This is a genomic window from Kitasatospora sp. HUAS MG31 (assembly GCF_040571325.1).
Classification (GTDB): domain Bacteria; phylum Actinomycetota; class Actinomycetes; order Streptomycetales; family Streptomycetaceae; genus Kitasatospora; species Kitasatospora camelliae.
The window spans coordinates 119,582-140,034 of the sequence record NZ_CP159872.1 but is presented as its reverse complement, the minus strand read 5'-3'; the positions used below and the strand labels follow the sequence as shown (position 1 = coordinate 140,034).

The following is a 20,453-nucleotide window of genomic DNA, read 5'->3' as shown; positions in this document are numbered from 1 at the left end:
ATGACCAGGTCACGGCTCGCGGTGTGGAAGTTCGCCTCCTGCGACGGCTGTCAGCTCACCCTGCTCGACTGCGAGGACGAACTCCTCCAGCTTGCCCAGAGGTTGGAGATCAGCCACTTCCTGGAAGCGGCCACCGCACCGGCCCCGGGCCCGTACGACCTCTCGCTGGTCGAGGGCTCGATCACCACCGCGCAGGACGCTGAGCTCATCCGGCAGGTCCGGGCAGCGTCCCGGTACCTGGTCACCATCGGCGCCTGCGCCACCGCCGGCGGCGTCCAGGCCCTGCGCAACACCGCCGACGTCGCCGAGTACCGGGCCGTGGTGTACGCACAACCGCAGTACATCGACACCCTCGCCACCTCCACCCCGATCAGCGCTCACGTCCCGGTCGACTTCGAACTGCGGGGCTGCCCGATCGACCGCGGGCAGCTGATCGAGGTGATCACCGCGTACCTGGCCGGCCGGACCCCCGACGTGCCGAAGCACAGCGTCTGCTTCGAGTGCAAGCGCCGCGGCACCGTGTGCGTGACCGTCGCCCACGGCACGCCCTGCCTGGGGCCGGTCACCCACGCCGGATGCGGCGCACTCTGCCCCGCCTACGCCCGTGGCTGCTACGGCTGCTTCGGCCCGTCGAACTCCACCAACCTCCCCGCCTTCGTCCCACTGCTGCGCCGCGACGGACTGGCCGGCCCCGACAGCGTGCGGTTGCTGCGCACCTTCAACACCGCTGCCCCCGAGTTCGACACCGCCGCGCGGCAGATCGCCGAGGAGGCGGAGGGATGACCGACGAGGACAGCCGCGAGCTGCACCTCGGCCCGCTCGGGCGCGTCGAGGGCGAGGGCTCGCTCCACCTGGTGCTGCGCGACGGCGAACTCGCCGAAGCCAGACTGGCGATCTACGAACCACCCCGGTTCTTCGAGGCGTTCCTGCGCGGCCGAGCCCACACCGAGCCGCCCGACCTCACCTCCCGCATCTGCGGCATCTGCCCCGTCGCCTACCAGCTCAGCGCCTGCCGCGCGATCGAGGACGCCTGCGGGGTGCGCGTCGAGGGCCAGGTCGCCGCGCTGCGCCGGCTCCTCTACTGCGGCGAGTGGATCGAGAGCCAGGCCCTGCACGTCCACCTGCTGCACGCCCCCGACTTCCACGGATGCGACAGCGCCATCGAACTCGCCCGCACCCACCGCGAGGACGTCGCCCGCGGCCTGCGGATCAAACAGGCCGGCAACGCAATCGTCGAGCTCCTCGGCGGCCGCGCCATCCACCCGGTCAACGTCCGGCTCGGCGGCTTCCACCGGGTACCCACCCGGGCCGAGTTGCGGCCACTGGCCGAACTCCTGCGCCGGGTAAGGGAGGACGCCGTCGCCGCAGTCCGCTGGGTGAGCGGCTTCGACTTCCCCGACGCGGTCTGCGACGCCGACCTTTTCGCGCTCGCCGAACCCGACCGGTACGCCATCGAATCCGGCACCCCCACCGTGCTGCGCGGGGACGGCGACCGGCGCGGGACGGTCAACACCTTCCCCCTCGCCGAGTTCTCGGCGCACGTGGTCGAGCACCAGGTGCCCTACTCGACGGCACTGCACTCCCGGCTCGACGGCCGCCGGCACCTGACCGGCTCGCTCGCCCGCTTCGCGATGAGCGGACACCTACTGCCGGCCGAACTGCTGGACCTCGCCGTGGCCGGCGGCCTCGGCGACCCCCGCACCGGCGCTGTCTGCCGCAACCCCTACCGCAGCATCGTGATCCGGGCGATCGAGGTGCTGTACGCGGTCGACGAGGCGATGCGGATCATCGACGCGTACCGGGCGCCCCCACGCCCGTACACTCCGGTCCCCGCCCGCGCCACGACCGGCCACGGCGCGACCGAGGCACCGCGGGGCCTGCTCTACCACCGCTACACACTGGCCGCCGACGGAACCGTCACCGATGCCGTCCTGGTACCGCCGACCGCGCAGAACCAGGGAGCGATCGAAGCCGACGTGGAGCACGCGGTGCGCGCCCGCCTGGCCGTCGGTCCACCCGCCGGGGACACCGAACTGGCCACGCTGAGCGAACGGGCGATCCGCAACCACGATCCGTGCATCTCCTGCTCGGCGCACTTCCTCAGGCTCTCCCTCGAGCGCTGACCTGCGGGCCTCCGGACACCGGGGCCCCGTGGACCTCGATGGGACACTGGTGAGGTGGTCGACCGCGCGGCGTGGTCGAGCGGTCCGCCCGCGCGGCCCGGCGCGCCGAGAACGACGGGAGCCGACCGACGTCACGCACCGTTGGCAGTGAACACCGGGCTTTCCTCGGCGAGTTGGCCGAACTGGTCCGCGTCGCGCGGACGGCGTTGGAGGGAGTGGCCTCGGCGCTGACGGAGCCGGACGGCGGGGCGGACGGGGTCGTGACCGCCGATCACAGCGCCAGGGCGGACTGTCCGGTGGTCGTGGTGCCGGGCCCCGGGAGCGCCACCGACCAGACGCCGTACCTCGTCGGCGGGGGTGGACGGCAGCCCGGCCTCGCAGGCCGCCGTCGGGCACGCGCTCGAGGCCGCCCCAGCGCGTGGCGCGGAGGTGCGGGCGCTGTAGGTCTGGGAGCCCTCGCTGCTGGAGTCGATGGACGAGGTCCTCTCGCTCCAAGAGTGCCGACGTCTGCTCTTCGAGGCGGCGGCCGAGCAGGTAGAGACGTACCCGGAGGCCGCTCTGACCCGTCAGGTGGTGCGGGGGCACCCCGTCGAGGAGGTGGCGAACGCCTCCCGCGGACGCGCTGGCCGTCGTCGTCGGACGACGCGGCCGAGGTGGATTCACCCGGGATGCGACTCGGCTCCGTCCCGTACGGGCTGCTGCACCGCGCCCGATGTCCGGTCGTCACCGTGCCGGCACCCGAGTCCCGCTGAGCCCCGTTGCCGGACGGGAGCCTCTCGACCGCCTCGAGGGCGGCTGAGTCGCACGAGCGGCCGTATCAGGAGCGGGCTCTGCTGGCGGTGTCGGCGTGATGCGTGCAGCGTGGATGCCGGGGTACCCAGCACGAGGAGGGTGCGACGGATGGAAACCGAGAGCCAGGACTCGCCCCCGCGTGTCGTGGTCGGCTTGGACGGCTCGCCGTCCTCCCACGCGGCGCTGCGGTGGGCGCTCCGGCACGCCGAGCTGATCGGCGGCGTGGTGGACGCCGTCACCGCATGGGAGTTCCCGTCCCCGGACGGGTGGTCGGCACCCGCGGTCGACGCCGACCTCGACGTGGACGTGGCGCATCGGCGTCTGGCCGACGAGCTTCGGGAGGTGCTGGGCGAGGAGGGTGCCGCCCGGGTCGACGCGCGGGTGGTGCGGGCCAACCCAGTCGAGGCGCTGCTCGATGCGGCGAACGGTGCCGAACTGCTGGTGGTGGGCAGCAGGGGCCGGGGCACGTTCGCCCGCGCGCTGCTGGGCTCGGTGAGCATCCAGTGCGCCCTACACGCGACGTGCCCCGTGGTCATCGTCCGCCCACGATGACCCGCCGACCCGGAACCGCGCGAACGGCGGATCGTCGGCGGCTCCGACCAGGAGTTGTCCGGCCGATCATGTGACTGTCGCCTGATCTGCTCGTTGTTCCCGCTTATGGGGCGGGGAGCAGCGTCGCTGCCGACAAGACACCCCGTACAGCTATCGGGTCAAGCGGCGGTGGCAAGGTGGGGCTTCCTCGGCGGGGTGAAGGCGGTGGCTTCGTCGAACTTCTGGCGGGTGACAAGGCACTGGTGGAGCTGGCCGATCCACCACGCGACCCGCCCTGTCCTCGTCGTACGCGCCTCCGAACCCGACCCCCCGGCGCTGCCATGACCGGCCCGGCAGTCGACTACCAGTCGCGCCGGCAGCAGTCCACCACGGCCATTACCACTCGCAGTGGCCCCTTGGCTGATGCTCCGCCGGGGCCCGGCGTCGAGCCGCAGCATGCCGTTCAGCTCGTGGACGGCGAGGGATCGCGTACGAGTCGCGACTCCCAAGAGCAGCCCCTCACGGCAGAACGCGTGCCTGACGCACGGGCTCACGCGTGTTCACGGCGCTCTGTCACCGGGACGTGGGCCGGGCGGGCTCCCGGCTGTGGACAGCAATCCCCATGGCCCCGGCCCGCCCCTGCGCAGATTGCGAGGGGCAACCGGCGTCATGCGCCGCCGGCGACCACGATGGCGTCGGTTGCGAAGCCGGCAAGGAGCCCCAGCAGGATCGCCCAGGTGGTGAGGACCTTCATCGCGGCGCGTCGCGCGACGGCCAGCAGCTCGATGATCACGTAGAGGATGGAACCTGCCGCCAGGCCGAGGAAGGCGATACTGGCGGTGTCGTTGACGACCTGCTGCCCGATCAGGGTGCCCGCAAAGGTGGGGCCGCCGCCGATCAGGCCAAGCAGGGCAAGGCGTCCCCACGAAGGCCGTTCGGCCTCGGCCGCGAGTGGGGCGGTGATACCGAATCCCTCGGTCGCGTTGTGCAGGCCGAACCCGATGACCAGCAACAGGGCGAGGGAGATGTCGCCCTGTGCGGCGGAGTTGCCGATGGCCAGGCCCTCCGCCAGATTGTGGAGGCCGATGCCCACGGCGATCATCAGGGCCAGGCGTGCGGCCTGGGAGAGCGCCCGGGGAACCCGTTCAGTCGCGGCCGTAGTTCCTTCGCTCCGGGACGGCGGCGGGGTGGCCGGCGCGTGGCGGGAAGCGACCCACCCGTCGTAGTGGACCAGCCCTGCCAGGCCGCCGGCCAGCGTGACGGCCAGAACCGCACCGCCGGTCACGGCCGTGCTCCAGTCGTGATCGCTCAACGCGGTGTCGACCGGTTCCCAAGCCGCGCTCAGGATGTCCCACAGCAGGAACAGCAGGATGCCGATAGCCGCCGCGTTGAGGCCGGCCCGCAGGCGCGGCACCGGATGGCGCAGCCTGCCGATCGGAAGGCCCAGGAAGATGGTGAAACCGGCGACGGCACCGAGCAGGGCGATCTGCGGACCGGACATATTCGCTCCCGAGGGCTCGCGACAGAGCATGAGCACAGCAGGGTTGGTAAGCCTTGCCTAATCATCCTCGCCTCTGTAATCCATGGCCGCATGCCGACCCGCCTGTCAAAGGCCTTGGGTTCGGTTCTGATCCACTTGGTGCGGAGTCATGGCTGGCCGTCACTAACGCCTGGAAGGAGGGATGTTCGTGTGACTGCAGCGCGCTCTGGAGCGCCTTCTCCCACCTGTCGACGGTGATAGTGGACGACGCCGTGGTGGACTACGGGCTGATGACCTTCTCGGCATGTATCGCAACACGTCAGGCCGTGTGCCCGGGGTGCGGAACGGTGTCGGGCCGCGTCCACGGTGTGTACCGCAGTCGCCTGGCCGACGTGGCGGTGTCAGGGCTCCGGGCCATGATCGACCTGCTCGTGCGCCGGTTCATCTGCCCGGCACGGGAGTGCGATCGCCGGACCTTCGTCGAGCAGGTCGACGGGCTGACCGAGCGGCTAGCCCGGCGCAGTCCGGCTGCTGGCAAGCCAGGCGAAGCAAGCGCTTCGGCCGCGTCGTCGCCCTGGACGGCCGCGACCTCTCCGTCAAGCAGGGAGAGATCTTCGTCTTTCTGGGCCCCAACGGCGCAGGAAAGTCGACCACGATCCGGCTGCTGCTGAACCTCATCCGGCCGACCGCCGGCTCCGCGCGGATCAGGGGTATCCCGGTGGCCGACGTGGAGCGGGCCCTCACTCACGTCTCCTACGTGTCGGGCGACGTCGCCCTGTGGCCGCAGCTGACCGTTCGAGGTGTGGCCGGGGAGTTCGCCGCTCCCACGGGCCGGCCGTGACCGAAGCGGCATGCGCTCGCGCTCGGCGAGCCCCGTCGAGCGCTCCGCCGTCCCTCGTCACCGTCCCGTCGCTGATCGCGTCTCGCCGCAGTGTCGTGCGGGCAGACGGAAACCTGCAAGGTGGGCTCCCTTCGCCGGCATTGTCCGGATCAGGTGATGGAGGTCGCCTTCCGGTCTCACAGACCTTCCAGCCTCTCAGCCCGACCGTCGACAAACGCCCCGCGCGGAGCCTCCGCCCATCGCCCGGGGCCATCCGGTCGAACTCCCTCGCTCGCCCTGCAGGCCAATTCCCAGGATACTCGCGCCCCCGCCCAACACCAGGGCCCAGACGGCCCCATCGCCGCCCGGGTGACCGGCTGACCGACCGAACCGGAACAGCACCGCGGTGAATCCGTCATGCCCCGACTTCCCACTCGCGATGGTCCCTTACGGCTGATGTTCCGCCGTCCCTCCGCAAGCGGGCGGAACGAGACGTGAGCGCTACCGCGGACCGACAGCGGACTGCGGTAGCCGCGTCGACAGCCCACGGACTGCTTCGACCGCCGTCTCGCGTTTGGGCCGGGCGGCGCATGTCCAACGTCTCAGCCTCGTCCACGCTGGAGATACTGCCTCCGGACGAGGAAGGTGGTTCCCGTGCCAAACCTGTGCGTCGCGATCATGCGGCAGCACGAGCGTGGGGTGGTGTTCCGGCTGGGCCGACTGCGCGGGGTGCGCGGCCCAGGGATCCGGTTCATGGTGGAGTCGATCGTGGAGATCGAGGACGTGTCCAGCGCGATCGGGAAGATCGCCCGGGCCACCGTTCGCAACGTGGTCGGCCGCTCCCTCCCGGACCAGGTGCTCACCGACACCGAGACCCTCAACGAACAGATCAAGGGCATCCTCGACGGCCTCACCCAGCAGTGGGGCGTCTTGGTCAGGGTGGTCGAACTGAAGGACATCGAACTCCCACAGAGCATGCAGCGGGCGATGGCCCGGCAGGCCGAGGCCGCCGACGTCATCGCCGATCACCCGATCGCCCTCCAGCTCCGCAACCTGCAGATACTCGCCGAGATCGCCGCCGAGAAGAACTCCACCGGCGTCTTCCCCGCCCAGTTCCTCGAAAGCGCCCGGGCGCTCACCCGCTTCGTCGACCAGGAAAGCCGCTCCACCGCAACAGCACCAGCGGTCACCGCGCCGTCCGGCCCCGGCAGCGGGTGGCTGCCCCGGCCCGGCTGGCCGATCCCCCAAGACGAAGCCCTCACCGACCCCCTCAAAGGACAGGTCTGGACATGAATGAGAAAACGACAAGCGCACCGATGCACACCAAGACGTGGACCCTGCGCGTGGACCTCTTCGAAGAAGGCGAAATCACCAAAGTGCACGCTGTCCTCGACACCGGCGACAACCGGCTGGAGAGCCGGACCGAAGCCCACCGCAACCCGCACGACCCTCCCGCACCGGAGATCGGCGACGAATACGCGGCCGGACGCGCCCTGGTCGACCTCGGCAACCAGCTGCTTCGTGCCGGCATGGCCGACGCCGACGCCAACGAACCGCCGCTCCACGGCTGATCGCCGTAGCTCCGGACGACCGGCGGCGGCCTGTCCGCTCGTCGCGGCGACGTCCGACCTTCGGAGGTGGTGTTCATGAAGCACGCAGGTGGCAGGACTGCCGATCCCCGCCGGACCCAGCTACGCGTACGGGTTCGTTCTGATGTTGCTCTCCGGCCGGCGCCGCCCTGTTCTCGCCCGCCTCTCGCGGTCTTGACCGCTGAAGGACCACGACGGCCCTCGGCGTCGCTCCTGGCTTCCCGGGTCCCTCAGCATCCATGTCGCGACCGACGTTGCACTGTCTGCCGCCGGGCGGTGCATCCTCGTCCAGGCAGGTGAATGCGAGCCGTTTCCTGCCCCACTCGCACCGTACGAGCAGTGGTGCCGCCACGGGCAGGGCCGAGCTCCCGGCCGGTGGGCCGATGTGGCCGTGCGGCACACCGGCGGCGGGTAGGCCGGGCGGCGGCCGACCGGCAGACCGGTCGAGCGGACGGGTGCCGCCGCAGGCCCGCTCCGAGCCAGTGCGGGTGGTGGACGGGCCGTGTGGGCGAGGCCGAGGGCCCCTGTCCCGCGGCCGTCGGCCGATCGTGGGGATAGGCGCCGTCTCCGAGCAGGGAGCCGACACGGCGAGCGCGGATGGCATGAATCCGCAGGAGGGCATCCGGTCGCTGGTCGATCGAGACGGCGGCACGCAACGGAGCCTCCCCGGGGCGCGGTCGTGCGGGTCACGGGGCGGGACTGAGCCGCGTGCGCAGGTTGTGGAACTGGCGGGTCTGCATGATGAAGTGCGCGGGTTCGCCGAAAAGCAGATCGAACGGCCGGGTGAACGGTCGCGGTCTGCTCAGGCCCCGTGTGCGGACCACCAGGCGGGTCGTGTCACCGGGGGCAGGCTGGAGGTGGAACCCCCAGATGCCGTCCATGTAGGCCCGGGGCAGAGGGGTGGACCGGGCGTCGAAGGAGTGCCCGGAGGGCAACTCCAGGTTCGCCCGCAGCACCAGCGTCCGACCCGGCTCCTGGAGTGCCACGGCGAACCAGGACTGTCCATCCGGCGCCGCGTTCAGACGCTGCCCCTCCTCCAGGCTCTGCCACTCAGGCACGATCACGTCGGCACTCGGTTCCCCCATGTGGTCTAACCTGTCCCAGCTGTACCAGCCTCCGCGGTCGCCTCCCATCTGCACCAGCCAGGGCCAGACCTGCTCCGGTGGCGCCGGCAGGGTGGTCGCCATCGTCGAGGAGCTGTCGGCCTCGGGGATGAGATCATCCCCCGGGTAAACACGTGAGACCTCGTCGGAGGTCGCGCCCCAGGTCAGCATCCTCGGGCGTAGGACCAGGCCGTGCAGGGCCAGGGTGACCGCCGCAGTGGTGAGGACGGCCGACCCGAGGGCGACTCGGTGTCCACTCATACTCCGAGCGTTGCTCTCCCGACTCGGTGACGCCACCGGACTGCAGGGCTCTTCCTCGCGTGGGGCCGAGGCCCGGGGCGGTCCGGGTGCCAGGGCACGCACTCCGCACGGATACCGCTGCCGGGCTCGGTTGCGGAGGCCGGGCAGGCGTGCCCTGGTCCAACAGTGGGGAGTGGTGGCGGTACCGTGCGCAGCCGAGGTATCCCGGGTCCGTGCGCGTCCTGCCCGGCGAGCCGTGCGGGGGAGGGCGCGCGAGGATGGGGCAATGGACGAGGCTGAGGGATCATCCCCCGGTGGTCCGCCTGCGATGATGCTCGATGCGATCGCGAACCTGGCGAGATTTCACCGCGAGCACGAGGAGTTCTATGCGTCCCAGCCCAGGGAGCAGTCCGTCGCGCTCCAGCGCGACGCGCGGACCCTGCTCGCCCTGGCCGACCGCTGGTCCGCGGTACAGCCAGCGTCACCCACCCCGCTGAACCCGTTCGAGGGCGCGGACGACCTCACCGCTCCCGCCGCGCTGCAGCTGCGCGGGGTCCTGTTCATGGAGGGCGAGGGCGAACCGGTCGAGCTGGCACGCCTCAAACGCGACCTGTCGAGGACGGCCGATGACCTCCTGTCAGGTGCCGACTGGCTCGCCGCGGCGATGCAGGCCTCGTGGGACGCCGCGGAGGCGCTGCTCGACTTCGCCGGCTTCGCCGATCTCCTCGGTGAACGACACCGCATCATCAGCAACGACTGGCAAGCTGCCCACCTGTCCGCCATGGCCGGGCGGCTGCTGCACAGGGCTGCCGACGTCCTCGCCCGGGTGGACTTCCGCCCCAGTGCCCTCCGGGCAGATCTGGCCCGGGATGCCGTCAGCCCGCGGCGACTGTACTCGGCGGCAGAGCTACTCGCCCGCGCCGCGGATCTTCTCAGCGAGTCGGCCGGCCTCGTTCACGACAACGAACGCCGATGGCGGACCTTCCGCGCCCGGACATCTCGCCTCGCAAGCCCGCCGCCGGCGCCGCACCCTCCAGACCCGGCGCACCCGGGTTGAACCGCCGCTGCCTGTGATCGGTGATCCCCACCATGGCCGGCCGGTGTCATAGCCCAGGTCGGCCCTTCCCCCGAGCCCGGTCCGGCCCTCGCCGGCGATGTTGGCCTGGGGGAGCCTGGAGATGTCCGAGAACGCATGGCACCTGGAATGTCTCGGCCCAGCTCGGGAGCGACCGCTCCCCGAGCGGTGCGTCGCTCAGGAGGTGATCGCTATGGCTGCGCCTGTTCCATCGCCGGTCCGGGTGGAGGCCCGGCTGGACCTGCCGCTCTCGCGGTGGCTCTGGCTGGTCAAGTGGGTCCTGGTCATCCCGCACTGGATCGTCCTGTGCTTCCTCTGGCTGGCCTTCATCCTGCTGAGCGTGATCGCGTTCTTCGCGATCCTGTTCACCGGCCGGTACCCACGTGGCATCTTCGACTTCAACGTGGGCGTGCTGCGCTGGTCCTGGCGGGTGTCCTACTACTCGTACGGCGGCCTCGGCACCGACCGCTACCCGCCGTTCAGCCTCCGCGAGGAGCCCGACTACCCGGCACGACTGGACATCGCCTACCCCGAGCAGCTCTCCCGCGGGCTGGTCCTGGTGAAGTGGTGGCTGCTGGCACTGCCGCACTACCTCGTGGTCGGATTCTTCCTGGGCGGCTTCCACGACGGCTGGGGCGGCGGGCTGATCAGCCTGCTCGTGCTCTACGCGGGAGTGGCACTCGCCGCAACGACCTGCTACCCCGCAGGCATCTTCGATCTGCTGGTCGGCCTGAACCGGTGGGTGTTCAGGGTCGCCGCATACGCGGCCCTGATGACCGACGACTATCCGCCGTTCCGGCTGGACCAGGGAGGTCCCGAACCGGCCGAAGCGGCAAGGCGGGGAAAGCGGGGTGAGCGGTGACGCGGATCGCCGTCCGCCGCACGGGGCTGACCGACGAGGAGGCAGCCCGGCTGCTGGCCGAGTACGGGCCGAACGAGGTCGGCGCGCCGCCGACCCCACCGCTGTGGTCGCGGATCGCCGCCCAGCTGCGCGATCCGCTGATCCTGGTCCTGCTCGCCGCCATGGCGCTGACCGTGGCGACCGGGGACCACCCCGATGCGATCGTGATCGGGCTGGTCATCCTGGTCAACACCACGGTGGGGGTTACCCAGGAGATCCGCGCGGCCAACGCGGTGGCCGCGCTGTCCGCGCTCTCCGCCCCCACGGCGCGGGTGCTGCGCGACGGGGAGGAGCGGGAGGTGGCCTCGGCCGCCGTGGTGCCCGGTGACGTCCTGCTCCTCGCCGAGGGGGACATCATCCCTGCCGATGCCGAGCTGGCCGAGGCTTCGGCGCTGCTGGTGGACGAGTCGATGCTGACGGGCGAGTCGGTCCCGGTGGAGAAGGACGTGATCGACCCGGCCGGTCTCAGTGCCGGTACGACGGTGCTGCGCGGTCGGGCGGTCGCCATCGTCACGGCCACCGGCCCGGACAGCGCGCTGGGTCGGATCGCGACCTCGCTGCGGCCAAGGCCGCAACCCACGCCGCTGCAGCGCCGCTTGGCCGGGCTCGGCCGGGTACTGGCCCTGGTCACGGTCGGTCTGTGCCTGGTGGTGTTCGTGCTGGGGTTGGTGCGCGGCCAGGCGCCCGAGGCGATGGCGGTCACCGCGATCAGCCTCGCCGTTGCAGCCGTCCCCGAGTCGCTGCCCGCTGTGGTGACGCTGGCGCTGGCGCTCGGCGCCCGCCGGATGGCTCTGCGGCACGCCATCGTCCGCAGGCTCCCGGCCGTGGAGACGCTGGGCTCGGTCACCGTGCTCGCGACCGACAAGACCGGCACACTCACCGAGGGCCGGATGGTGGTCGAACGGCTCTGGGCGCCCGGATGGCAGGCGACCATCACCGGGTCGGGCTACCAGCCGGTGGGCGAGGTGCTGGCCGAGGGCATCGAAGCGCCGCTCGCGGCCAGGACGCTGCTCCGGGTGGCCGCACTGTGCAACGACGCCGCGCTGCTGCCGCCCGACGCGGACGACGGTCAGTGGACCGCCCTCGGGGACCCGACCGAGGCGGCGCTACTGGTCGCCGCGGCGAAGTCCGGTTGCGACCTGGACGGCCTGGCCCAGGCGTATCCCCGGATCGACGAGCTGCCCTTCGACAGTCTTCGCAAGCGGATGACCACCGTGCATCGCACCCCCTCCGGACAGACGGAGATCTGCCTCAAGGGCGCACCCGAGGCCGTGCTCGACGAGGCGGTGCTCGACGCTGACGCCGAGCAACTGGAGCAGGCCCGGCAGGCGGCCGCCCGGCTCGCCGCCGACGGCTACCGGGTGCTGGCCGTCGCGTCCGGGCTGCGGGACGGGGCTGCCGCTCCTGTGGAGTCCGGGCTGCAGCTGCTCGGACTGGCCGCGCTGAGCGACCCGCCCAAGCCGGCGGCCGCCGCGACCCTCGCGGCCTGCCGTCGGGCCGGCATCACCCCGGTGCTGATCACCGGGGACCACCCGGCCACTGCCCGCGCGATCGCCGACCGGATCGGCCTGCTGGCCGACGGAGCAGGGGAGGGCGGCGCGGGGAGATCCAGGGTGGTCACCGGCCGGGAACTCGCCGCCGGGGCCGTGCCGGATCTGGCGCGGGTGCGGATCTTCGCCCGTACCGATCCGCAGCAGAAGCTCGACCTCGTCGAGGCCTGGCGTGAGGGCGGCGCGGTCACCGCGATGACCGGTGACGGGGTCAACGACGGCCCGGCACTGCAGCGGGCGGACATCGGGGTCGCGATGGGCGGCCGCGGCACCGAGGTGGCCCGGCAGGCCGCCGACCTGGTCCTGGCCGACGACGAACTCGCCACCGTGGTGGCGGCGGTGGAGGAGGGCCGCCGGGTCTACGACAACATCCGGCGCTTCCTGCTGTACGCGCTCTCCGGCGGCGCGGCGGAGATCCTGGTCATGCTGCTCGGCCCGTTCATGGGCCTCGCGCTGCCGCTGCGCGCGGGCCAGATCCTGTGGATCAACCTCCTCACCCACGGGCTGACCGGCGTCGCGGTCGGCGCCGAACCGGTCTCCGCTCGGGCGATGCGCCGTCCACCCCGCCCGCCGGATGAGCATGTGCTGGGGGCCGGCCTGTGGCAGGGCGTCCTGCGCCTTGGCGTGGTGGTCACGGTAGTCGCCCTGGGTGCGGGTCTGTGGGCAGAATGGGCCGGCCGTCCCTGGCAGAGCGTGCTCTTCCTCGCCCTGCTCGCGGCCCAGCTCGGCGTGGTGCTCGGCCTGCGGGAGCGGCTGTTCACCAAGGCCAATCCGTTCCTCCCGCTGGCAGTCCTCGTCTCGGCGGTGCTCGGCGTGGCGGCGCTCTATGTGCCCTTCCTGCAGGACGTGTTGGAGACCGAGCCGCTGTCCTGGGCCGATGCCGGCGTGGTGATGGCCGCCGCGCTGGTGGCATTCGCCGCGGCACGGTTGATCGGCCGCCGCGGTCGGCGGGGTCGGGCCGCCCCGGCGCCCGCTCGGTGAGACGCCCCGCACTCGCTGGGCCGGGACCGCTTCCTCACCTACAGTGACCACGCTTCCTGAATCCGACACCACGGCGGCGCGGACGGCGTATGCGTCGCCGTTGCTGGGTAGAAAGGTGGCGGCGTGTACGGGGACCACTCGGCCGGGTACGCGCCGCCGGGGCTGCCGTGCTCCCCATCAGTCCTCAGCTGCGTGTACGGCTCACTGGAGCGGACAGCTCACCGCTCGACTCGCCCCGGCGGCTCTGCGGGAACGCGTACGGCGAGCAGGGCGAGGTCGTCGGAGCCACTGCTGGGACGGTTGTCGGCGAGCGTCTGGACCAGAGAGGCGAGCGGCTCGCCGAGGGCCGTGGCGGCAGCCGCCGCGACCGCGTGCAGTCCTTCGTCGAGGTGCCGCCTCGGGTGCTCGACCAGGCCGTCGGTAAACAGGACGACGGTGGATCCCCCCGGCAGCGGGTAGGTGTGATCGGTACGCGGGTGGTCCGGCTCCACGCCCAGGGGCAGACCCGGATCCGTCTCGAGATATCGGGCAAATCCGTCGGGGGTGAGCAGGAGAGGCGGTGGGTGTCCGGCGCTGCTCCAGTGCAGCTGCCAGCCGTGGTCGGAGGGTTCTATGCGGGCCAGACAGACTGTGGTGACAGGATTCTCGGTGATCGCCTGGAGGGTCTGGTCGACCTTCGAAAGGACGGCACTCGGCGGGGTGCGCCGGTCGTAGAGCACGGCGCGAAGCATGTTGCGGGTCTGCGCCATGGCTGCCGCGGCCCGCAGGTCGTGGCCCACGACATCTCCGATGATCGCCGCGCAGGCGCTGTCGGGCAGCAGCATGGCGTCGTACCAGTCCCCGCCGAGGTAGTCGGGCGTGGACGCCGGCTGGTAGACCGCGGCGGCGGTGAACGGGTACAGGTCGGGCAAGCTCGGCAGGAGCATGCGCTGGAACCGTTCGGTGGCACTGCGCAGCTGTTCGTAGAGGCGGGCGTTCTCGATGGCCACGCCGGCCGCTCCGGCCAGGGCGACGAGGACCGTCTCGTCGTGGGCGTCGAACGGCTGACCGTCTCGCCGGTCGGACAGATAGAGGTTGCCGTAGATCTGGTCGCGCACCCTGATGGCGACCCCGAAAAGACTGTGCATGGGCGGGTGGCCAGGCGGGAAGCCGACCGATTTCGGGTGGCGTGCGATCTCCTCCACCCGCAGCGGTTCGGGGTGACGGATGAGGTAGCCCAGCAGCCCGCCCCCACGTGGGAACTCGACACCGGACAGATCGGCCCGCTCGCGCTCCGTGAGCCCGACGGGAATGAACTCCGACAGGCTCTCGCCGTGCTCGGTCAGTACGCCCAGCGCGCCGTAGCGCGCGTTGACCAGCTCCATGGCGGTGCCTACGATCCGGCGCAGCACGTTCGGCAGGTCGAGGTCCCGGCTGACGGCCAGCACCGCTTCCAATAGCTGCTGCATCCGCCGTTGGGTGCTGCTCACCTCCGCAAACGGCTCGCCCATGAGTTCCATGTGGACGCTCTGGCCCACATGTGCTCCGGGCGGGCCGTGGGACACCCGCTGCGGCCGGTCATGATCGCCCATGTGTCACCGCCTCTGCGCCTGTCCGTATTGTCTCCCCGGACGGTGCCTGGGGCACCGCTCGACCACGTCTGACGAAGCCGTTGCGGGCCCTCGGGGCGTGGGAAGGCGCCCACTCCGGCCGCGAGTCCTGGATGTCGAGGGTGATCTTGCCCTTGAAGTTCGGTGCTGCGGGCAGCCCTGGCCGACCCCGCCCACCTGCCCGAACTCCTCGCCAACTTCGCGGTCCACCACCTCGGACGGCGCGCCGCCGCCGCGGTCGCCCGCGCCCGCGAGACCCACCCCGAAGCCGGCGACGCCGAGCTGCGCGCCATAGTGATCACCCGGGGCCGACGGGTCAGCCAGAGCGAGGGCGCCTTCGTGGCCGGTCCGCTGATCGTGCCCGCCCCGTTCGCGTTCTGCACGGCGCTGCTCACCCAGAGCCGGATGATGCTGGAGCTGGCGGCGGTGGCCGGGCGGGAGGCCACCGATCCGGCCCGGGCGGCGGCGGGCTGCCACGGCCCTGGCGGCCGGACCCAACGGCCCCGTGCGGTCCCACTCCGGCGGGCGGACAGTGTTAGTAGGTAGACCTGCCGCGGAGGAGTGAGACCATGCAGCAGCATCGCAGTGTCCACGATGTGATGACCCGGGAGGTCGTCACTGCCAGGCCCGACACACCCTTCAAGGAGATCGCGGCGCTGTTCCACCGCAACGACATCACCGCGATCCCCGTCGTCGACGACCAGGAACGCCCGATCGGCATGGTCTCCGAGGCGGACCTGCTCCGCAAGGAAGCCGTCCTGCCCGACCCGGAAGGCCGCGCCCCGGGCCGGTGGCTCGAACCGGCCGACCGGGCACGCGCCGAGGCCGAGACCGCAGGTGGGCTCATGACCAGCCCGGCCGTCACCGCCCGCGCCTCCTGGTCCGTCCCGGAGGCCGCCCGCGCCATGGACAAGCACAAGGTCAAGCGGCTGCCCGTGGTCGACGAGGTCGGCCGGCTGGTCGGCATCGTCAGCCGCCGCGACCTGCTGCAGATCTTCCTGCGCCACGACGCCGCCATCCGCGAGGAGATCGTCCACGACGTGCTCGGCCAGACGCTGTGGCTGGCACCGGGTGACGTCCAGGTCGTCGTGCACGACGGCGTGGTCACCCTGACCGGACGGCTGCCGCGCCGCAGTCTCGTTCCGATCGCCGAGCAGCTGTGCCGAGCGGTGGACGGCGTGGTCGCGGTGCACCAGACCCTCGACTGGAGCGAGGACGACACTGATGTCGACCTCGAACACCCCCGCGCTTACCACGCCGACCGCTGACTTCGACCTGGACGAGCAGGGCTGGGCGTGCTGCTCGCGGCGTTCACCCGGCGCGGGCTGACGGTGGTCGGCCTGACGCAGGGGACGACACCATCGTCCATCTGACCGCCTCCGCTACCTGACCCGCCTGTCCGCGTCGAGCCCGGACGGTCCGGTTGTGTGGGAGTACGCCCAGCGATCACGGGACGGTCACCGAACGGGCCCCGATTCACCCTCTTTGGAGCACGCCATGACCAGTCAGTGGAACACCGTCGGCGAGGTGATGACCCATGCGGTGGTCGCGGTCGGCCGCGACGCGACCTTCCGAGAGATCCTGGAAACCCTTCAGCAGTGGAAGGTCAGCGCCGTTCCGGTGCTGGCCGGCGACGGCCGGGTCGTGGGCGTAGTCTCCGAGGCCGACCTGCTGGCGGCCGAGGACCGCGAGAAGGGCAGCATCGACGGGCTGACCGCCGCGGGCCTGATGTCGGCGCCCGTCGTCTCCGTCCATGCCACCAGTCCGACCGCCGAAGCCGCCCGGGCCATGGCTCGCGGCCACTTCAAGCGCCTCCCGGTGGTCGATGCCGAGGACTGTCTGATCGGCATCGTCAGCCGCAGCGACCTGCTGAAGATCCACCTGCGCACCGACGAGGACCTCGCCGACCAGGTGAGGTTCGAACTCCTCGCCGTGCTGAAGCCCGAACAGGCTTCGGCCGTCGACGTCCGCGCAGAGGAGGGACGGATCACGCTGAGCGGGACGCTGCCCGACGCTTCGGCACTGCCGGTGTTGGAACGTCTGGTGCGTGCCGTCCCCGGCGTGGTGGACGCCGAGGTCAGGCTCGTCGCACCCGACTGACACGTCTCCACCGTGCCCCCTGCGGATGGGGCCGGCCCCTCAGCCGTCCTGGTCGCGGACCGTTCGTTGCCGCGCCTCGGTCGATCGGCGGACCTCGTCGGTGAGTGATCGCAGTCGTTCGGAGGCAGCGGCCTGTCGGCTGTACGGGTCACGATTCGGCTGGCGGCGTCCGGGAGCTCGGCGAGATCGGCCTCGAACATGGTGTGGGCTCCGGTGAGTGACCGGGTGGGGTCGGTGCGGCGGCCGTTCGCCATCACGGTCTGCAGCAGCGGCCGGGTGCCTGCCGGCGAGGGCTCGTCGGGCAGTGCGACGGTGTCGGCAAATCCGGGCGCGCGGACGGGCTCCAGGCCCGCGGCCACGAGGAAACCGCGGCCGGGCGGGAACTCGCGCACGAACAGGTCGAACGTCGCGGGAGCGGTCATCTGCTCCCGCAGGTACGAGTGCGCCATCGTCACCTCGTACAGATCGGTGACCTGTGCTCTCGACATCGCCTGCAGCCAGGGTCGGGGAGGGCACCCCGGCTTGGGTCCTGCTTGCCGCCGCCAAGGAGCATGCGTCCCTGCTGGTCGTCGGGCATCGCGGCCTCGGCGGCTTCGAAGGCGCCCTGCTGGGCTCCGTCGGGCAGTACTGCGTGCAGCACTCGCCCTGCCCGGTGGTGGTCGTCCGCAGCACTGCGGACTGACGGCCACGGCAAGCCTTCCGGGAGCCGGGCCGCGTCACCGGTCACTGGTCGGGCTGACCGCCCTCCAGCGGGTAGGTCTTCGCCCACACCGCACCACAGCGGCAGGCGAACTGCTCCACCAGGTCACCGTCGTCGTTCACCCCGAGCCCCTCTCGGAGCCGCACATGAACGTGGTCACTCATGGTCCACCAGCCTTCATTTCGTGCTCGAAACAGGACCCCCATCATCCACGGGCGACTACGGGCAGGGAAGGGTCCGCCCGGAGGTATCCGCTTCGTGAGATCGCAGCGCGCAGGCGATCACCCCGCGAGGACGCTGTTCGTTCTGCTGTCCCGCAGCCCGTCCGGTGCCGGCACCCGTCACAGCTACGGCGACTTCACCGGAAAGCCGGGCGCGGGCCAGGTTCAGACGGTCGAGATCGCCGACAAGGGAGCGATCACCGGCGAACTCAAGGACGGAACCAAGTTCACCACCCGGATCCCGACCGTCCTGGACAGCAGCGCACTCGCCACCCAGCTGCAGTCCCAGCACGTGGAGATCACCGCCAAGCAGAGCAGCAGCGGCAACTCGTTCCTCTCGGTTCTGCTGATCTTCCTGCCGCTGAGCGGGCGGAATCGGAACCGGCTGACCCGGTACCGTCCTGAACCGCATCATGCGAATCAGCTGATCGGACAAAGCGGTCGCTGCGGTGGGCGGTTGCTCCGATCGCGGTGGCCGTGGTCGCGCAGCAGGATGGGAGGAGATGCCCGGACGAATGAGGAGGTCTGAGATGGCCGGCGAGTTGCTCCACAGGCGATCGCACTGGTGGCCCCCGTTCGCGGAGTTGTTCGAGGACTTCCCCGTCGAGCTGCGGATGGGGGAGCACATGATCCGCGTCGAGGAGTCCGAGGAGGACGGGGCGTACGTGGTCAGGGCCGAGCTTCCGGGGGTGGACCCCGCGAAGGACGTCGAGATCACGGTCGAGGGCGGCGTGCTGACCGTTCACGCGGAGCGCACCGAGGAGAGGAAGGAGAAGCAGCGCTCGGAGTTCCGCTACGGCTCCTTCACCCGCAGTGTCCGGCTGCCCGAAGGCGTGAACGAGCAAGACATCACCGCGACCTTCGACAAGGGCGTGCTGACCGTGAAGGCCCCGATGGGCGCGGTCGAGAAGCAGGCCCGTCGGATCGAGATCGCGCGTGGCCCCGAGGGGTGAGGACGTGGCCGAGCGGACCGGCACGGCGGTCGGATACGTGGAGTACGTCGAGTCGTCGGCCGGTTCACCGGATGTCGTCCCCCACGCCTTGCGCAGCTGGAGGGCGAGCGGATGGGCCATCATCGTGACGGCGGAGTCTGGCGGATGCCCAGGTTGATTCGGCCGGTCTCGGGGAGAGTTCGTCCAGGGTGTGCCGGCCGGACCGGGAATACGACTCCTTCTCGTACTGGCGGACGATGCGGACCGGCCTTCGGTCCTACCGTGAGCCTGCCCCGCATCCGGTGCCGGCGATAGGGCAGGACGGGCCTGCTCCCGTCGTAACCGGCCCACCCCAGTGCAGTGCCTCCTCACTGGAGCGGGGCGGTCCGGCAAACGCAAGTACCGTCCACTGCTGGGGGCGACCGTCCGCAGGCAGTGCGTCGCACCTGGGCGGCGAGGAGTGCACAGCACACCGCTCACCCACCGCGCGTGCCGATGACCCCACCGCTGCGCCACTTGGCGCGGCACGCTGGAGCAGCGGACCGCAGGTCCGCCCGATGAGGGTTGGCGTGCCGGTCCACCGGGCGGCCCGGTGGGTCAGGCGGACGATTCGCCGTATCCCACATTGTCGTGATAATCGGTCAGGTCGAGGATCTCCTCGATGGGGCGGCGCGGGGTGGCCGGTCCGGGCGGTCCGTAGCCGAGCCGCAGCATGAGTTGGACATGGTGGGGTGGGTCTTCGGGATCGCGCAGGCGCCACCGGGTCTCCGGCCATTCGACGGCCTGGTGCAGTACGGAGGCGCGCAGGCCATGGACTGTGGCGAGCAGCCAGACGTGCTCCAGCGCCTGTCCGGTGCGCAGCCAGTCCGCGGGCTGGTCGGTCTGGGTGATCAGCAGGCACAGCTGGGGGAGCGGCTCGAAGTGCCGTGGGGCGGCGGCGGGGGCGTCGGGGCGGCCAGCGGTGAAGTCGCGCATCGGGACCCGGGCGTCGCGGTCCTGCGGACCCAGCGCCGCGGCCGGGATGCCGTCGGAGGCGGGAGCCTCCAGGCGCAGCCAGCTGCGGGTCTCCGCCTGGCGAGCCAGGTCGGCGGCGGTGCGCCGCTCGGCCTCGGCGGTCACCCTGAGGACGCGCAGTACGCCGTCCTCCTCGAGCGGGGAGAGCACCACCTCCTCCTGCCGCGCGGCTTCGATCAGCTCGCCGAGGACGGTCTCCGGAATGTCGCGGTTGGTGAACGGCTGCCGACTGGAGTGACGGTTTCGGATTGCGGGGTAGAGGTGGTGCCCGAAGGGGTGCCGCGCCGCCGGCTCGTCGAGGCCGATCTCGGCGAGCAGATGCGGGTCGGCCGGGTCGGGAAGCAGGCTCACGCTCGCCGCCCGGCCGAGCCGACCGGCGCCGACCCGCAGGTTGAACACGGCCGCTCCGACGGACACGTGCAGGGCCCGGCCCATTGGGTCGGCGATGGCGACGGCTCGCTCCGGGTCACCGAAGACCAGCATTCCCCGCGCATCCGGGGTGGGCCGCAGGCGCCAGGGCTGGCTGTTGTGCACCGACGGTGCCGCGCCCGCGGCGGTGGCCAGCAGCTTCAGCTGATCGAGAGTGAGGGCAGGCTCTGCCATGATCGATCATCCTTCCGCTGCCGGGACGCCTCTTCGGTTCGGCACGATGCGTGCGTCTCACGTCCATGCTGCTCTCCACTGCCGTCCGGCGCGAGGTTCCCGGGGCGGG

At 71.3% G+C, this 20,453-nt stretch carries 21 protein-coding genes and 1 pseudogene; 16 read left to right on the top strand and 6 right to left on the bottom strand.

The genetic code is table 11. The annotated features are described in order from the left end of the window. From ABWK59_RS00615 to ABWK59_RS00605, 3 genes are all read left to right on the top strand, one after another. Entirely contained in the window at positions 1 to 783 is a 783-nt protein-coding gene (locus ABWK59_RS00615; protein WP_354637188.1) for an oxidoreductase, read from the top strand. Further along, positions 780 to 2,123 (top strand): Ni/Fe hydrogenase subunit alpha, encoded by a 1,344-nt coding sequence (locus ABWK59_RS00610; RefSeq protein WP_354637186.1) that lies wholly within the window; start codon positions 780 to 782, stop codon positions 2,121 to 2,123. Before ABWK59_RS00615 ends, ABWK59_RS00610 begins: the two co-directional genes overlap by 4 nt. A 900-nt stretch (positions 2,124 to 3,023) precedes the next feature. Next, complete coding sequence (locus tag ABWK59_RS00605) at positions 3,024 to 3,467, top strand: universal stress protein (protein ID WP_354637185.1); 444 nt, start codon at positions 3,024 to 3,026, stop codon at positions 3,465 to 3,467. A gap of 646 nt (positions 3,468 to 4,113) precedes the next feature. Here ABWK59_RS00605 and ABWK59_RS00600 read toward each other — a convergent pair. After that, on the bottom strand, positions 4,114 to 4,947 hold the full coding sequence (locus ABWK59_RS00600; protein ID WP_354637183.1) for a ZIP family metal transporter: 834 nt from the start codon (positions 4,945 to 4,947) through the stop codon (positions 4,114 to 4,116). Positions 4,948 to 5,216: 269 nt separating this feature from the next. Between ABWK59_RS00600 and ABWK59_RS00595 the strand changes: the two genes are divergently transcribed. From ABWK59_RS00595 to ABWK59_RS00580, 4 genes are all read left to right on the top strand, one after another. Then, positions 5,217 to 5,597, top strand: a complete 381-nt coding sequence (locus tag ABWK59_RS00595) for a transposase family protein (protein WP_354644788.1) — start codon at positions 5,217 to 5,219, stop codon at positions 5,595 to 5,597. Next, entirely contained in the window at positions 5,501 to 5,767 is a 267-nt protein-coding gene (locus tag ABWK59_RS00590) for an ATP-binding cassette domain-containing protein (RefSeq protein WP_354644787.1), read from the top strand. The genes ABWK59_RS00595 and ABWK59_RS00590 overlap by 97 nt, the downstream gene beginning before the upstream one ends. A gap of 633 nt (positions 5,768 to 6,400) precedes the next feature. After that, entirely contained in the window at positions 6,401 to 7,039 is a 639-nt protein-coding gene (locus ABWK59_RS00585) for an SPFH domain-containing protein (RefSeq protein WP_354637181.1), read from the top strand. Between the two features lie 23 nt (positions 7,040 to 7,062). After that, a complete protein-coding gene (locus ABWK59_RS00580; RefSeq protein ID WP_354637180.1) occupies positions 7,063 to 7,317 on the top strand; it encodes a dsRBD fold-containing protein in 255 nt (84 codons plus the stop codon). Between the two features lie 704 nt (positions 7,318 to 8,021). On the opposite strand, the gene ABWK59_RS00575 is transcribed toward ABWK59_RS00580, so the two are convergent. Next, positions 8,022 to 8,699, bottom strand: coding sequence for a hypothetical protein (locus ABWK59_RS00575; RefSeq protein ID WP_354637178.1), 678 nt, complete (start codon positions 8,697 to 8,699; stop codon positions 8,022 to 8,024). A gap of 265 nt (positions 8,700 to 8,964) precedes the next feature. Here ABWK59_RS00575 and ABWK59_RS00570 point away from each other — a divergent pair, with 265 nt between their 5' ends. The 3 genes from ABWK59_RS00570 (at position 8,965) to ABWK59_RS00560 (ending at position 13,185) form a co-directional block, all read left to right on the top strand. Beyond that, positions 8,965 to 9,735 (top strand): hypothetical protein, encoded by a 771-nt coding sequence (locus ABWK59_RS00570; RefSeq protein ID WP_354637177.1) that lies wholly within the window; start codon positions 8,965 to 8,967, stop codon positions 9,733 to 9,735. 211 nt (positions 9,736 to 9,946) lie between these two features. Continuing rightward, a complete protein-coding gene (locus ABWK59_RS00565) occupies positions 9,947 to 10,615 on the top strand; it encodes a DUF4389 domain-containing protein (RefSeq protein WP_354637175.1) in 669 nt (222 codons plus the stop codon). Then, positions 10,612 to 13,185: a cation-translocating P-type ATPase gene (locus ABWK59_RS00560; protein ID WP_354637174.1), complete on the top strand. Its 2,574-nt coding sequence runs from the start codon at positions 10,612 to 10,614 to the stop codon at positions 13,183 to 13,185. Before ABWK59_RS00565 ends, ABWK59_RS00560 begins: the two co-directional genes overlap by 4 nt. A 218-nt stretch (positions 13,186 to 13,403) precedes the next feature. On the opposite strand, the gene ABWK59_RS00555 is transcribed toward ABWK59_RS00560, so the two are convergent. After that, complete coding sequence (locus ABWK59_RS00555) at positions 13,404 to 14,756, bottom strand: PP2C family protein-serine/threonine phosphatase (protein WP_420492716.1); 1,353 nt, start codon at positions 14,754 to 14,756, stop codon at positions 13,404 to 13,406. 162 nt (positions 14,757 to 14,918) lie between these two features. On the opposite strand from ABWK59_RS00555, the gene ABWK59_RS00550 reads away from it, so the two are divergent. The 3 genes from ABWK59_RS00550 to ABWK59_RS00540 all read left to right on the top strand — a co-directional run bounded on the left by ABWK59_RS00550 (position 14,919) and on the right by ABWK59_RS00540 (position 16,874). Further along, positions 14,919 to 15,320, top strand: coding sequence for a hypothetical protein (locus ABWK59_RS00550; RefSeq protein ID WP_354637172.1), 402 nt, complete (start codon positions 14,919 to 14,921; stop codon positions 15,318 to 15,320). A gap of 23 nt (positions 15,321 to 15,343) precedes the next feature. Beyond that, entirely contained in the window at positions 15,344 to 16,042 is a 699-nt protein-coding gene (locus ABWK59_RS00545) for a CBS domain-containing protein (protein WP_354637170.1), read from the top strand. A 229-nt stretch (positions 16,043 to 16,271) separates the two neighbouring features. Then, positions 16,272 to 16,874, top strand: a complete 603-nt coding sequence (locus tag ABWK59_RS00540) for a CBS domain-containing protein (RefSeq protein WP_354637168.1) — start codon at positions 16,272 to 16,274, stop codon at positions 16,872 to 16,874. Between the two features lie 338 nt (positions 16,875 to 17,212). On the opposite strand, the pseudogene ABWK59_RS00535 reads toward ABWK59_RS00540, so the two are convergent. Continuing rightward, positions 17,213 to 17,362, bottom strand: a pseudogene (locus ABWK59_RS00535) (nicotinate phosphoribosyltransferase); the annotation flags it as partial. On the opposite strand from ABWK59_RS00535, the gene ABWK59_RS00530 reads away from it, so the two are divergent. Continuing rightward, positions 17,350 to 17,556 (top strand): universal stress protein, encoded by a 207-nt coding sequence (locus ABWK59_RS00530; RefSeq protein WP_420492715.1) that lies wholly within the window; start codon positions 17,350 to 17,352, stop codon positions 17,554 to 17,556. The pseudogene ABWK59_RS00535 and the gene ABWK59_RS00530 overlap by 13 nt on opposite strands. A gap of 41 nt (positions 17,557 to 17,597) precedes the next feature. Here ABWK59_RS00530 and ABWK59_RS00525 read toward each other — a convergent pair whose 3' ends face one another. After that, positions 17,598 to 17,738: a hypothetical protein gene (locus tag ABWK59_RS00525; RefSeq protein ID WP_170066659.1), complete on the bottom strand. Its 141-nt coding sequence runs from the start codon at positions 17,736 to 17,738 to the stop codon at positions 17,598 to 17,600. Between the two features lie 94 nt (positions 17,739 to 17,832). Between ABWK59_RS00525 and ABWK59_RS00520 the strand changes: the two genes are divergently transcribed. Then, the gene (locus ABWK59_RS00520; RefSeq protein ID WP_354637166.1) at positions 17,833 to 18,324 is read left to right on the top strand and encodes an ATP-dependent metallopeptidase FtsH/Yme1/Tma family protein; all 492 of its coding nucleotides are present in this window, start codon (positions 17,833 to 17,835) and stop codon (positions 18,322 to 18,324) included. 1 nt (position 18,325) lies between these two features. Beyond that, positions 18,326 to 18,748: an Hsp20/alpha crystallin family protein gene (locus tag ABWK59_RS00515; RefSeq protein ID WP_354637164.1), complete on the top strand. Its 423-nt coding sequence runs from the start codon at positions 18,326 to 18,328 to the stop codon at positions 18,746 to 18,748. A gap of 576 nt (positions 18,749 to 19,324) precedes the next feature. On the opposite strand, the gene ABWK59_RS00510 is transcribed toward ABWK59_RS00515, so the two are convergent. After that, positions 19,325 to 20,344, bottom strand: a complete 1,020-nt coding sequence (locus tag ABWK59_RS00510) for an Acg family FMN-binding oxidoreductase (protein WP_354637162.1) — start codon at positions 20,342 to 20,344, stop codon at positions 19,325 to 19,327. Positions 20,345 to 20,453 lie beyond the last annotated feature (109 nt).